Here is a 12,750-nt window from a genome sequence, read left to right on the forward strand (position 1 = left end):
GCGCAGAACGAGGAGCATTCGATGGCGGACGGCAAGCGGCCCGGACCCGACGATCCGATCCAGGTCTTCCTGCTGGACGACCACGAGGTGGTACGCCGCGGGGTGCGCGACCTGCTGAACGACGAGCCGGACATCGACGTGGTCGGTGAGGCTGGCACCGTGGAACAGGCGCTGGTGCGTGTCCCCGCGCTGCGCCCGCAGGTGGCGGTGCTCGACGTCCGCCTGCCGGACGGCGACGGTGTGACCGTCTGCCGGGAGCTGCGGTCGCGCATGCCGGAGCTGGCCTGTCTGATGCTGACCTCGTTCGACGACGAGGAGGCACTGCTCGACTCCATCATGGCCGGCGCCTCCGGATACGTCCTGAAGCAGATCCAGGGATCGGACCTGGTTTCGGCCGTCCGTACCGTGGCCGCCGGCCAGTCCCTGCTCGACCCCAGCGCCACCGCCAGGCTGATGGCCCGCTTGCGCCAGGGCCCGGAGCCGGAGCCGGAGCCCGACGCCCTCCCGGGCCTGACGGACCGGGAGCGGGAGATCCTGGCCCTCATCGGTGAGGGACTCACCAACCGGCAGATCGGTCAGCGGCTCTACCTCGCGGAGAAGACGGTCAAGAACCACATCTCACGGCTGTTGGCCAAACTCGGTGTGGAGCGCCGCATCCAGGCGGCAGTCATCGCCACCCAGGCCCAGGACCGGCTCAGGCAGCAAGGCCGTTGAGCCCGCCCGCACGTCAGGCCCACCGGGCCGAACGGCCCTCCTCCCAGCCCCGTGCGGCCCAAGCCGGATCCCTTTCCGGGCCGTCAGGCTGGCAGCGCACCCGGACATCACCGGACGGCACTCATCGGGAGGATGACGGACATGAGCGTGCGCGTCGGCATCAACGGCTTCGGCCGCATCGGACGCAACTACCTGCGCTGTGTGCTGGAGCGTGCGGAGACCTCGGCCGGCACACCGGTCGAGGTCGTCGCGGTCAACGACCTCACCTCGCCGGCGGCGCTGGCCCATCTGCTGGAGTTCGACTCCACGTACGGCCGGCTGCACCGCGTGGTCGAGCACGACGACAGCTCGCTCACGGTCGACGGGCACCGGATCGTCGTGACCGCCGAGCGCGATCCGGCAGCTCTGGCCTGGCGTGACGCCGGGGTCGATGTCGTCATCGAGTCCACCGGTCGATTCCGCACCCGCGAGCAGGCAGGGCTGCACCTGAAGGCCGGCGCCAGCAAGGTGCTGCTGTCGGTGCCGGGCAAGGACGTCGACGCCACCGTGGTGATGGGCGTCAACGAAGGCACGTACGACCCGGAGCGGCACCACGTGGTCTCCAACGCCTCCTGCACCACCAACTGCGTGGCGCCCATGGTGAAGGTCCTCGACGAGCACTTCGGCCTGGTCAAGGGCCTGATGACCACCATCCATGGCTATACCAACGACCAGGTGGTCCTGGACGGCCCGCACAAGGACCTGCGCCGTGGCCGCAGTGCCGCCGTCAACATCATCCCCACCAGCACGGGGGCCGCGCGTGCCGTCGGACTGGTGCTGCCGGAGCTGGCCGGGACCCTGGACGGCATCGCCGTGCGGGTGCCGGTCGAGGACGGCTCGCTGACCGACCTGAGCGTGGTCCTGGAGCGGCCCGTGACCACGGACGAGGTCACTGCCGCCTTCCGTGAGGCCGCCGACGGACCGCTCAAGGGCATCCTGCGGGTGTCCGACGCCCCGATCGTCTCCCGGGACGTCGTGGGCGATCCCGCCTCGTGCGTCCTGGACGCCCCGCTGACCCAGGCACACGGTGACCTGGTCAAGATCTTCGGCTGGTACGACAACGAGTGGGGTTACACCAACCGGCTGCTGGACCTCACGGAGTACGTCGCGGCCCGGCTTTCGCAGAGCTGACGAGCCTGGTCGCACGCGATGACCTCTCCGGACATGCGGGGGCCAGGGGCGACCTGGCCTTGCGTCCTGTGTTCGGACGTGGTGAATGGAGGTAGGGCACACCTGTACAGAGCTACGCGTTCCCGCCGGGCGTCGGCCGGCGGGAACGCACACCGCTTCGAAGAAGCCCGCGTGTGCGGCGCCCCGCCCGTCACGACCGACGGGCGGGACTCGCCGCGTATCCCGAGCGTGTGAGGAGGATGCCATGGCATCCCGACTCGACGACAAGACGGTGGCGAAGCTGGTGGCCGAGGCCACGGCGGCGCCGTCCATGCACAACGCGCAGCCGTGGCGGTTCCGCTTCGTGACCGGTGAACGCCTCATGCTGTTGTACGCGGATCTCGAGCGGGCCATGCCCCGCTCGGACCCCGGCAACCGGGCGTTGCACATCGGCTGCGGGGCGGCGCTGTTCAACCTCCGCGTCGCCGCCGCGCATGCGGACCTCGTCGCGGAGACAGCACTGTCGCCCGATCCGCAGGACCCGACGCTGCTTGCGGCCGTACGTCTGCTCGACCCTGTCGGGCGTCTTGGGGACGACGACCTGGTGCGGCTGCACCCGGGGATCCAGCAACGGCACACGAGCCGCCACCCGTTCGCGGACAAGGCCGTCCCGGAAGACGTGCAGGCCACCCTGTGCGAGGCCGCGGCACGCGAAGGCGCCGAGCTGTTGTTCCCCGGCCCCTGGCACACCGAGACCGTTCTCGATCTCGTCCGCGACGCCGAGAGCCGCGACGTCATGGACCCCGGCTCCGACGAGGACCTGGTGCGCTGGACGCGGCTCGGGCCGGAAGCGGACATCGCCGTCGACGGCGTCCCGGAGTACGCCTTCGGTCCCCGCAAGCGGGACGGCAAGGCTCCCGTACGGGACTTCGCCGGCCGTCGGCGCGTGGCCGACCGTGGCACCACCACCTTCGAACACACCCCGCACCTGGCCCTGCTCAGCACCCCCGGCGACGGCTCCGACGACTGGCTGCGCGCGGGGCAGGCACTGGAACGCGTCCTGTTGGAGGCCACCCTGGCCGACCTGGCCACCTCCCTGACCTCTCACGCGCTGGAGACCCGCGACCTGCGCCTGCTGGCCCGAGACCCCGGAGAGGGCACAGGCCAGGTACAGATGGTGCTGCGACTCGGCTACGGCCCGCGCGGGCCGGTCACGCCTCGGCGCGCGGTGGGGGAGGTCCTCGACGTCGCGTGACCTCGGCACGACGGATTCCCTGGCGGGGCGTGGCGCGGTCCCCCGCGTCTGGTGGCGAGCGAAGCCTGCGCCGACGGCAGCCCGTTCCTTGCGGGTCGCGGGCACAGTGGGGGTGTCGCTCTCGGGCGCGGTCAGGTCGCCCTGATCACGGCGGCAGTCATGAGGCGCCTCCTCGCTGTGGTGCAGGAAGGGGGACGGCGAGCCACCGATCGCGCCCAGATGGGCGAGGGCAGTGGACTCCGCCGGTGAGCGTCATCGCGGCGCGGCGGCTTTCTCCAGTTCGGGCGGCCCTCCGTGGGGAGCGAGGTCGAATTCCACGTCCACCACGCCCTCGACGGCACGGGCCAGACGTGCTGCCACCGGCACCAGTGCGGTGTCCCGGACGCGGCCGGTGAGCTGTACGACCCCGTCCCGCACGCTCACGAGCACGGCCGACTTCGGCGGGGGGAAGAGGTAGGACACGACCTCGCGCCGTACCTCCTCGGCAATCTCCTCGTCGTCGCGCAGGAAGACCTTGAGCAGGTCGGCGCGGCTGACGACGCCCTCGAGCATGCCCAGGGCGTCGACCACGGGCAGCCGCTTGACCTTCGCGCGCGCCATGGTGCGAGCCGCCTGTGCGAGGGTGGCGTCCGCGTGGACGGTGAGGGCAGGGGATGTCATCAGCTGCTCAGCGGTGAGCGCACCCGCCTTCTCCAGGTCCTTGAGACGCCGCAGCTGCGTATAGCGGTCGGGATCGCCGTCGCGGAACTCTTCCTTGGGCAGCAGATCCGCCTCGGAGACCACGCCGACGACCCGGCCCTCGCCCTCGATCACGGGCAGGGCGCTGATCTTCCACTCCTGCATCAGCTGGACGATCTCCTTGAAGGCCGCCCCGCGGCCTACCGCGGCGACCGTGTGGGGCATGACATCGCTGACGATGTGCGGGGTGCCGTGCATGGTCACTCCTTCGTTCTTCGTCCGGGAGCCGGCGGGGTCAGACGGAGCTGCCGGCGCCGTACGGGGCGTACAGGTCCAGCAGATGCGTCCTGGCCGAACGGAGCCGGTGGGCAAGGACCTGCCCCACCCACTGGGAGACGTCCCGGCCCAGGCCGGCGTCGTCCTGGCACAGGGAACGGACCGCCGCGCCGTCGAACTCGTAGGCCCTGACCGGTGTTGTCGCCTCGGCGCCCAGGTGCCACGCGTGCGGCGGGAAGAGCCAGGACCAGCCGACCAGTTCGTTGTGGCCGAGGTTCTCGATCACGGCGGGGCGTCGGCCGGGGACGCGCATGTCGAGGTCGATCCTGCCGGTGCGGATGATCCAGAACCGATCGGCGCGCGATCCCTCCTCGAACAGGCGGGTTCCCTGAGGAATGGACACCTCCTGGGCGAACCGCATCAACCGCTCGCGGTGTTCTGCGGTCAGGGAGCGAAGCATGGTGGGGGTGGGGGAAGGGCTCATGGCGTGCCTCCGCGAGGGCTGTACGACGTTCCACGGCCAGCGTGTGCGATAGGCCGCTGAGCAGGGCAGGGGCCACCCGGTCCCTTGGCCGGGACCTTCGGGGCACCCCGGGCCGGTCGGCCCTCGCGGCCCGGGACTCTCGGCACCGCCTCGGGCCGTGTGGCCGCTGCCTGCGCCCGGCACGGCGCAGAAAGATCGTTCACGGATCGACCCATCCGCACCGAACCGCACAAGGAGCACAGCCATGCCCAGGACCACCAGGACAGGGGAGCGAGCGGCGCCGAGACCGTCACTCGGTCTGCCCGCCGCGTCCTCGCTCGTGATCGGCACCATCATCGGCACGGGGATCTTCGCTCTGCCTGCCGCCCTGGCACCGTACGGACCGATCTCCCTGGTGGCGTTCGTCGTCGTGACGCTGGGCGCGCTGGCGCTGGCACTGACCTTCGGAGCCCTGTCGAAGAGGGCGCCGGCGAGTGGCGGGCCGTACGTCTACGCCCGCGAGGCGTTCGGGGAGTTCGCCGGATTCCTCAACGCGTGGTCGTACTGGATCACCGCCTGGGCCGGGAACGCGGCCATCGCCGTGGCATGGGTCGGTTACGTCGAGGTGTTCGTCAACACGGGCCACAAGACGTGGATCTCCATGGGGCTCGCCCTCGGCGGACTCTGGACCGCGGCCGCGATCAACCTCACCGGCGTCCGCAACATGGGCGCGTTCCAGGTGGTCACGACCGTGCTGAAGTTCGTCCCGCTCGTCTTCATGGCCACTGTCGGGCTGCTGTTCATCGACCCGGACAACTTCGGGACCTTCAACGCCAGTGGTCGGTCCGCCGTCGGTGCGATCTCGGCAGCGGCCGCCATCGCCCTGTTCAGCTACCTCGGCCTGGAGGCCGCCTCCGTGGTCGCCGGCCGGGTGCGCGATCCGGAGCGGAACGTGCCCCGTGCCACCGTGTACGGCACCCTCCTGTGCGCCGTCCTCTACATCCTCGGCACCCTCGCCGTGTTCGGCACCGTCTCGCACGGTGAGCTCGGCGCCACCTCCGCGCCGTTCACCGACTCCGCGAACAACATCTTCGGCGGTACCTGGGCCGGGGACGTCGTGGCTGTCGCCGCCGTCATCTCCGGCATCGGCGCCCTGAACGGCTGGACCATGCTGTGCGCCGAGATGCCGTACGCCGCCGCCCGCGACGGTCTCTTTCCCGGCTCCTTCGCCAGGCTTCGCGGGCAGAGCGGTGTCCCGGCGTTCGGTATCGTCGCCTCGACCGTGCTGGCCTCGTTGATCACGGTGTTCAGCTACTCGCGCTTCGAGGACGTCTTCACGAAGATCGTGCTGCTGAGCGTGCTGACTGCGGTGATCCCGTACCTGTTCTCCGCCGCCGCCCAGCTGTACTGGCTCCTGGTGCGCGGCCGGGAGAGCGTCGGCCCCCGGAGTCTGGCTCGCGATGTCACCGTCGCCGGTCTGGCACTCGTCTTCTCCTACTGGTCGATCCAGGGCAGCGGCTACCAGACCGTCTACTACGGGCTGTTCGTGCTGCTGCTCGGAGTTCCGGTCTACGTCTGGCTGAAGCGGGGCGAGGGCGTCTACGGCGGTACCGACCTGCCGATTCCCGCCGCCCGCGTTCCCCGGGAGGAGCGGGCGCCCAAGACGCCGACACCGCCCCGGGCGCGCCCGCGCGGCAGCGGCACCGGTTCCCTGCGTAAGCGCAACGTCCAGCCTCACCACGAGTGATCACCCTCACCAGGAATGACCACCCCACCTCCCGACAGAGGACCCCACGCCATGAACACGTTCCACGTCGACTCCGAGGTCGGCTCGCTGCGCCAGGTGATCCTGCACCGCCCCGGCATCGAACTCTCCCGACTGACCCCGCGCAATGTCGACGCTCTCCTCTTCGACGACATCCTGTGGGCCAAGCGAGCCCGCGAGGAGCACGACGCCTTCGCCCAGGTGCTGCGCGACCACGGAACGAAGGTCCACTACTTCGCCGACCTGCTCGCCCGGACCCTCGACCTTCCCGAGGCCCGCGACTGGCTGCTCGACCGAGTGATCACCCCCGCCGCCGTCGGACCGGCCCTGATCGACCCGGTCCGCGAGTTGTGCGCCGCACTCGACGGCGACACCCTCGCCGGACACCTCATCGGCGGGCTGTTCAAGAGCGATCTGCCGCTGGCCAGCCCGCACAGCCTGGTCTGGAACGCGCTCGATGCCGAGGACTTCGCGCTCGCCCCGCTGCCCAACCACCTCTTTCCGCGCGACAACTCCTGCTGGGTCTACGACCGGCTCTCGGTCAATCCCATGGCCAAGCCCGCCCGCCGTCGCGAGAGCCTGCACGCCGAAGCCATCTACCGGTTCCACCCGATGTTCGCCGACGCAGCGCCCGTACCGCTTCTCGACGGCCCCGTGGGCACGCTGGAAGGCGGTGACGTCCATGTCCTCGGGGGCGGGGCGGTCATGGTCGGCATGGGAGAGCGGACCACCGCCCAGGCCGTGGAGAACCTCGCCGCCCGGCTTTTCGCCGACGGCACGGCAAACCGGCTGGTCGCCGTCCAACTCCCCGCCACACGGGCGTACATGCACCTCGACACCGTGCTGACGATGGTCGACCGCGACACCTTCGTTGTCTATCCGGGCCTCGCCGACTCGCTGCGCTCCTGGACGCTCACCCCGAGCGACACGCGGGAGTGCGGCTTCGAGGTCGCGCCGAACTCGGACCTCGCCACCGCACTCGCCGAGGCACTCGACCTCGACAAGGTCCGGATGTTCTCCGCCCCGCAGGACATCCGCAACGCCGAACGCGAGCAGTGGGACGACGGCAGCAACTTCCTCGCCCTCGCTCCCGGCGTGATCGTCGGCTACGAGCGCAACGTCACCACCAACACCTACCTACGCAAGCAGGGCATCGAGATCGTCACGATCGCCGGCGCCGAACTCGGCCGCGGACGCGGTGGCCCGCGCTGCATGAGCTGCCCCATCGAGCGCGACCCGGTCGCCTGACCCGCGACCGACCGCCCCAGGGAGGGATTCCACCATGACCGTCGACCTCCGAGGCCGCTCCTGCCTGAGCGAACTCGACTTCACCGCCCGCGAGATCCACCATCTCCTCGACCTCGCAGCCGACCTCAAGGCGGCCAGGCGTGCCGGTACCGAGCGGCCCCGGCTCACCGGCAGGCACCTTGCGCTGATCTTCGAGAAGACCTCCACCCGCACCCGCTGTGCCTTCGAGGTCGCCGCCGCCGATCAGGGCGTCGCCACCACCTACCTGGGCCCCCGCGACACCCATGTCGGCGTCAAGGAGTCCATCGCCGACACCGCCCGTGTGCTCGGTCGTATGTTCGACGCCATCGAGTACCGGGGCTCGGCCCACTCGCTGGTCACCGAGTTGGCCGCCCACTCCGGGGTCCCGGTCTACAACGGCCTGACCGACACCGCGCACCCCACCCAGAGCCTGTGCGACGTCCTCACCATGCGCGAACACAGCCTCAAGCCGGTGCCTGACATCGGCTACTGCTACCTCGGCGACGCCCGCAACAACATGGGCAACTCCCTGCTGTCCATGGGCGCCCTGCTCGGCATGGATGTACGGATCGCCGCGCCCGCCCGCCTCTGGCCGGACCCGGCGCTGGTGACCAGGTGCCGAGAACTCGCCGAGCACAGCGGCGCCCGGATCACCCTCACCGAGGACGTCGAGACGGGCGTTCGCGGCGCCGACTTCCTGCACACCGACGTCTGGGTCTCCATGGGCGAGCCCGCCGAGACCTGGCGGGAGCGGATCAAGCTGCTGCTGCCGTACCAGGTCAACGACAAGACGCTGGCCGCCACCGGCAACCCGGACGTGAAGTTCATGCACTGCCTGCCGGCCCTGCACGACCGCCGTACCCGCCTCGGGCAGGACCTCTTCGACGCCTACGGCCTGGACGGACTGGAAGTCACCGACGATGTCTTCTCCTCGCCCGCGTCGATCGTCTTCGACCAGGCCGAGAACCGGCTGCACACCATCAAGGCCGTGCTTGTGGCCACCCTGGAGGGCTGAAGCCATGCGTATCGTCGTCGCCCTCGGCGGCAACGCCCTGCTCCACCGCGGCGAGCGCCCCGACGCCGCCGTCCAGCAGGCGAACATCGACCGGGTGGCCACCGCCCTTGCGGCTCTGGCACACGAGCACGAGGTCGTCCTCACCCACGGCAACGGCCCCCAGATCGGCCTGCTCGCCATGGAAAGCGCGTCCGACCCCGCCCTCAGCGCCCCCTATCCGCTGCACCTGCTCGGCGCCCAGACCCAGGGGATGATCGGCTCCCTGCTGGCCTGCACCCTGCACGACGCCCTGCCCGGCCGCCGGATCGCCACGCTCGTCACCCACACTCTCGTACGGGCCGACGATCCGGCCTTCGCACGACCCACGAAATTCGTGGGACAGACCTACTCCCGGGAGGCGGCTCGGTCCCTGGCGCGCAAGCGGGGCTGGCACATCGCCCGGGACACCGGCGGCTGGCGCCGCGTGGTGCCCTCCCCGGTACCGGAACGGATCCTGGAGACCGACACGGTCCACGAACTGCTGAACGGCGGAGCTCTGGTGATCTGCGCCGGCGGGGGAGGCGTTCCCGTCACCGCCGACAAGGTCACCGGGGCGCTGACCGGGGTCGAGGCCGTCGTGGACAAGGACCTCACGGCCGCGCTGCTCGCCGAGGACCTCAAGGCCGACTTCCTGCTCGTCCTCACCGACGTCCCCTGCGTGTACGAGGACTACGGCACACCGGCCCAGCAGCCCGTACTCGACGCCACCCCCGCCGAGCTGCGGCGAAGGAGCCTTCCCGAAGGCTCGATGGGCCCCAAGGCCGAGGCGTGCGCCCGGTTCGTGGAACGCACGGGGGGACTGGCCGCGATCGGCGCCCTGGACGCGGCGTACGAGATCGTCCACGGCCGATCGGGCACGCTCGTCCGCCCCGAGATGGCGGCGGGCTGAGACGAAGGGCCGATCGGCCCGGGCGTGAGGGCCGGTGGCCGCCCGCAGGTGTGCCGACGGACCCTCCCGGCAGCCGGGGCCGACGAGAAGGATCGGCAGTACAGAAGGAGCAACCGTGCGGACCGAGGAGAGACCGGCGATGACGGTAACGGTGACGGCTGGACCCCGGACGCCGCAGGCGTGGCGGGACTTCGCCGGCGCAGGCTGGCGCGAGCGGATGGACGTCCGCGACTTCATCCAGGCGAACTACACGCCGTACGAGGGTGACGCGGCCTTCCTGGCCGGCCACACCGAGCGCACGCGCGCGGTGTGGGAGAAGGTGAGCTCCTTGTTTCCCGAGGAGCGGCGCCGGGGCATCCTCGATGCCGACCCGGGTAATCCGTCCACGATCACCTCGCACCGGCCGGGCTTCATCGACCGTGACCGCGAGCTGATCGTCGGCCTCCAGACCGATGCCCCGCTGCGGCGGGCCATCATGCCCAACGGCGGCCTGCGGATGGTCGAGAACGGGCTGAAGGCGTACGGCTACCAGGCAGATCCCTTTGTCACCCGGGTCTTCGGAACCTACCGCAAGACCCACAACGACGGTGTCTTCGACGCCTACACTCCCGAAATGCGCACCGCACGCAAGGTGGGCATCATCACCGGCCTGCCGGACGCCTACGGCCGTGGCCGGATCATCGGCGACTACCGGCGGGTCGCCCTGTACGGCACCGACCGGCTGATCGAGGCCAAGCAGGCCGAGAAGGCCCTGCTGGACACACAGCCCTCCACCTCGGACGTCATCCGTGATCGCGAGGAACTCGCCGAGCAGATGAGGGCGTTGAGGGAACTGGCGGAGATGGCGACCACCTACGGCTGCGACGTCTCCCGGCCCGCCGCCACCGCCCACGAGGCCGTGCAATGGCTCTACCTCGGCTTCCTGGCCGCGGTGAAGGAGCAGAACGGCGCCGCCATGTCGCTGGGCCGCACCTCCACCTTCCTGGACGTCTACCTCCAGCGGGACCTGGTCGCGGGGCTCATCGACGAGACGCGTGCCCAGGAACTGATCGACGACTTCGTGATCAAGCTGCGGATCGTGCGGTTCCTGCGCACCCCCGAGTACGACGCGCTGTTCTCCGGCGACCCCACCTGGGTGACGGAGTCCATCGGCGGCATCGGCGACGACGGCCGCACGCTGGTCACCCGCACCTCCTTCCGTTTCCTTCAGACCCTGTACAACCTCGGTCCGGCCCCCGAGCCCAATCTGACCGTGCTGTGGTCGCCGCGACTCCCCGCCGGCTTCAAGAAGTTCTGCGCCCAGGTCTCCATCGACACCAGCGCGATCCAGTACGAGTCCGACGACCTCATGCGCCCGCGCACGGGCGACGACACCGCGATCGCCTGCTGTGTCTCGGCGATGGCCGTCGGCAAGCAGATGCAGTTCTTCGGGGCGCGGGTCAACCTCGCCAAGGCACTGCTGTACGCCGTCAACGGCGGCCGGGACGAGATGACCGGCGAACAGGTCGCCCCCGAGGCACCTGCGCTGACGGGTGAGTACCTGGACTTCGCCGAGCTGTCGGCGGCGTACGACCGCGTCCTGGACTGGCTGGCGGAGACATACGTCAACACCCTCAACGTCATCCACTTCATGCACGACAAGTACGCCTATGAGCGCATCGAGATGGCCCTGCACGATCATCCGGTGCACCGGTTCATGGCCTGCGGGATCGCCGGACTCTCGGTCGCCGCCGACAGCCTGTCCGCCGTCAAGCACGCGCGGGTGAAGGTGTTCCGCGACGCCACCGGTCTCGCCGTCGATTTCCGCACCGAGGGGGAGTTCCCGGCCTACGGCAACAACGACGACCGCGCCGACAGCATCGCCGTCGGCCTCGTGGAGTCCTTCATGGCCAAGGTCCGCAAGCACCCCACCTACCGGGACGCCGAACACACCCAGTCGGTACTGACCATCACCTCGAACGTCGTCTACGGCAAGCACACCGGCAACACCCCCGACGGCCGGAGGGCCGGCGCGCCCTTCGCGCCCGGCGCCAACCCGATGAACGGGCGCGACCGCCACGGCGTGGCCGCCTCCGCCCTCTCCGTCGCCAAGCTGCCGTACGAACAGGCGCGGGACGGGATCTCGCTGACCACGACGATCACTCCGGAAGGCCTGGGTCACGACCCGGACGAGCGCGCGGATCACCTGGCCGGGATCCTGGACGCGTACATGTCCTCTGGCGGCTTCCACATGAACGTCAACGTCCTGGACCGGGCGACCCTGGAGGACGCCATGGAGCACCCGGAGAAGTATCCGGAGCTGACGGTCCGGGTCTCCGGATACGCCGTCAACTTCGTCCGGCTGACCCGTGAACAGCAGCTCGACGTGATCAGCCGCACCTTCCACGGTTCGCTGTGAGCACGATGATCAAGGGCCGGATCCACTCCTGGGACCTCTCCACCGGCGTGGACGGTCCCGGGACCCGGTTCGTGCTCTTCGTCAGCGGCTGCTCGTTGCGCTGCCTGTACTGCGCCAACCCCGACACCTGGCACATGCGCGACGGCCGGGAGACCACGGTGGAGGAGGTGATGGCCGAGATCGAGAAGTACCGGGCCTTCGTCACGACGGCAGGCGGCGGAGTCACTCTCACCGGTGGCGAGCCCCTTCTCCAGTCCGCCTTCACCGCTGCCGTGCTCCATCGCTGCAAGGAACTCGGGCTGCACACCGCCCTCGACACCTCCGGCTTTCTCGGCGTCCGTGCCGACGACACGCTCCTCGCCGACACCGACCTGGTGCTCCTGGACATCAAGTCCTTCGACATCGGCACGTATCGCAAGCTGACCGGCGGTGAGCTGGCCCCCACCCTCAACTTCGCCACTCGCCTGGACCGGCTCGGCGTCCCCGTGTGGATCCGTTACGTCCTGGTCCCCGGCTGGACCGACGACGAGACCGCCGTCGACGGCCTGGGCGCGTTTCTGGGCGGGCTGGGCAACGTCGACCGGGTCGACGTCCTGCCCTTCCACAATCTCGGCAGCCACAAGTACGAGGCCCTCGGGATCCCCTTCCCGCTCAAGGACACCCCGACGCCCGACCGGGACCTCGTCCAGCGGGTCCGTGCACAGTTCCGCGAGCACGGGGTGCGGGCGGTGTGAGCCGGCACCCGCCTCTCCGCGCGACCCCGCCGCCACCCTGTGGACGCGGGGCGTTCGCCCCTCTCGTGGGCCGGTCGGCCCTCAGGAGGGCCCCTCCGGCCTCTTC

Annotated in this window: 11 protein-coding genes; 9 read left to right on the top strand and 2 right to left on the bottom strand. The window is 70.1% G+C overall.

Translation table 11 applies throughout. From position 1 onward, the window contains the following. Positions 1-21: 21 nt before the first annotated feature. The 3 genes from OG736_RS37875 (at position 22) to OG736_RS37885 (ending at position 3,118) form a co-directional block, all read left to right on the top strand. On the top strand, positions 22-714 hold the full coding sequence (locus OG736_RS37875; RefSeq protein WP_142267582.1) for a response regulator: 693 nt from the start codon (positions 22-24) through the stop codon (positions 712-714). A 141-nt stretch (positions 715-855) separates the two neighbouring features. Next, on the top strand, positions 856-1,884 hold the full coding sequence (gap, locus tag OG736_RS37880) for a type I glyceraldehyde-3-phosphate dehydrogenase (RefSeq protein WP_327186440.1): 1,029 nt from the start codon (positions 856-858) through the stop codon (positions 1,882-1,884). 244 nt (positions 1,885-2,128) lie between these two features. Then, positions 2,129-3,118, top strand: a complete 990-nt coding sequence (locus tag OG736_RS37885; RefSeq protein ID WP_327186441.1) for an Acg family FMN-binding oxidoreductase — start codon at positions 2,129-2,131, stop codon at positions 3,116-3,118. A 252-nt stretch (positions 3,119-3,370) separates the two neighbouring features. Here OG736_RS37885 and OG736_RS37890 read toward each other — a convergent pair whose 3' ends face one another. Further along, positions 3,371-4,054, bottom strand: a complete 684-nt coding sequence (locus OG736_RS37890) for a CBS domain-containing protein (protein WP_327186442.1) — start codon at positions 4,052-4,054, stop codon at positions 3,371-3,373. 37 nt (positions 4,055-4,091) lie between these two features. Continuing rightward, on the bottom strand, positions 4,092-4,556 hold the full coding sequence (locus OG736_RS37895; RefSeq protein WP_327186443.1) for a cyclic nucleotide-binding domain-containing protein: 465 nt from the start codon (positions 4,554-4,556) through the stop codon (positions 4,092-4,094). Between the two features lie 244 nt (positions 4,557-4,800). Here OG736_RS37895 and OG736_RS37900 point away from each other — a divergent pair, with 244 nt between their 5' ends. The 6 genes from OG736_RS37900 to pflA all read left to right on the top strand — a co-directional run bounded on the left by OG736_RS37900 (position 4,801) and on the right by pflA (position 12,644). Then, positions 4,801-6,282, top strand: coding sequence for an APC family permease (locus OG736_RS37900; RefSeq protein ID WP_327186444.1), 1,482 nt, complete (start codon positions 4,801-4,803; stop codon positions 6,280-6,282). Between the two features lie 51 nt (positions 6,283-6,333). Then, on the top strand, positions 6,334-7,548 hold the full coding sequence (locus OG736_RS37905; protein ID WP_327186445.1) for an arginine deiminase: 1,215 nt from the start codon (positions 6,334-6,336) through the stop codon (positions 7,546-7,548). A 34-nt stretch (positions 7,549-7,582) separates the two neighbouring features. Next, complete coding sequence (argF, locus tag OG736_RS37910) at positions 7,583-8,584, top strand: ornithine carbamoyltransferase (protein ID WP_327186446.1); 1,002 nt, start codon at positions 7,583-7,585, stop codon at positions 8,582-8,584. A gap of 4 nt (positions 8,585-8,588) precedes the next feature. Then, positions 8,589-9,512, top strand: coding sequence for a carbamate kinase (locus OG736_RS37915; RefSeq protein ID WP_171395354.1), 924 nt, complete (start codon positions 8,589-8,591; stop codon positions 9,510-9,512). A gap of 139 nt (positions 9,513-9,651) precedes the next feature. Further along, positions 9,652-11,910 (top strand): formate C-acetyltransferase, encoded by a 2,259-nt coding sequence (gene pflB / locus OG736_RS37920; RefSeq protein ID WP_327186447.1) that lies wholly within the window; start codon positions 9,652-9,654, stop codon positions 11,908-11,910. 5 nt (positions 11,911-11,915) lie between these two features. Further along, the gene (gene pflA / locus OG736_RS37925; RefSeq protein WP_327187820.1) at positions 11,916-12,644 is read left to right on the top strand and encodes a pyruvate formate-lyase-activating protein; all 729 of its coding nucleotides are present in this window, start codon (positions 11,916-11,918) and stop codon (positions 12,642-12,644) included. Positions 12,645-12,750 lie beyond the last annotated feature (106 nt).

It is taken from the genome of Streptomyces sp. NBC_01334 (genome assembly GCF_035983595.1).
GTDB classification, from domain to species: domain Bacteria; phylum Actinomycetota; class Actinomycetes; order Streptomycetales; family Streptomycetaceae; genus Streptomyces; species Streptomyces coriariae.

Coding starts and splice junctions, on each gene's coding strand:
- OG736_RS37875 (WP_142267582.1), top strand. CDS start 22: ATGGCGGACGGCAAGCGGCCCGGACCCGACGATCCGATCCAGGTCTTC.
- gap (WP_327186440.1), top strand. CDS start 856: ATGAGCGTGCGCGTCGGCATCAACGGCTTCGGCCGCATCGGACGCAAC.
- OG736_RS37885 (WP_327186441.1), top strand. CDS start 2,129: ATGGCATCCCGACTCGACGACAAGACGGTGGCGAAGCTGGTGGCCGAG.
- OG736_RS37890 (WP_327186442.1), bottom strand. CDS start 4,054: ATGCACGGCACCCCGCACATCGTCAGCGATGTCATGCCCCACACGGTC.
- OG736_RS37895 (WP_327186443.1), bottom strand. CDS start 4,556: ATGAGCCCTTCCCCCACCCCCACCATGCTTCGCTCCCTGACCGCAGAA.
- OG736_RS37900 (WP_327186444.1), top strand. CDS start 4,801: ATGCCCAGGACCACCAGGACAGGGGAGCGAGCGGCGCCGAGACCGTCA.
- OG736_RS37905 (WP_327186445.1), top strand. CDS start 6,334: ATGAACACGTTCCACGTCGACTCCGAGGTCGGCTCGCTGCGCCAGGTG.
- argF (WP_327186446.1), top strand. CDS start 7,583: ATGACCGTCGACCTCCGAGGCCGCTCCTGCCTGAGCGAACTCGACTTC.
- OG736_RS37915 (WP_171395354.1), top strand. CDS start 8,589: ATGCGTATCGTCGTCGCCCTCGGCGGCAACGCCCTGCTCCACCGCGGC.
- pflB (WP_327186447.1), top strand. CDS start 9,652: ATGACGGTAACGGTGACGGCTGGACCCCGGACGCCGCAGGCGTGGCGG.
- pflA (WP_327187820.1), top strand. CDS start 11,916: ATGATCAAGGGCCGGATCCACTCCTGGGACCTCTCCACCGGCGTGGAC.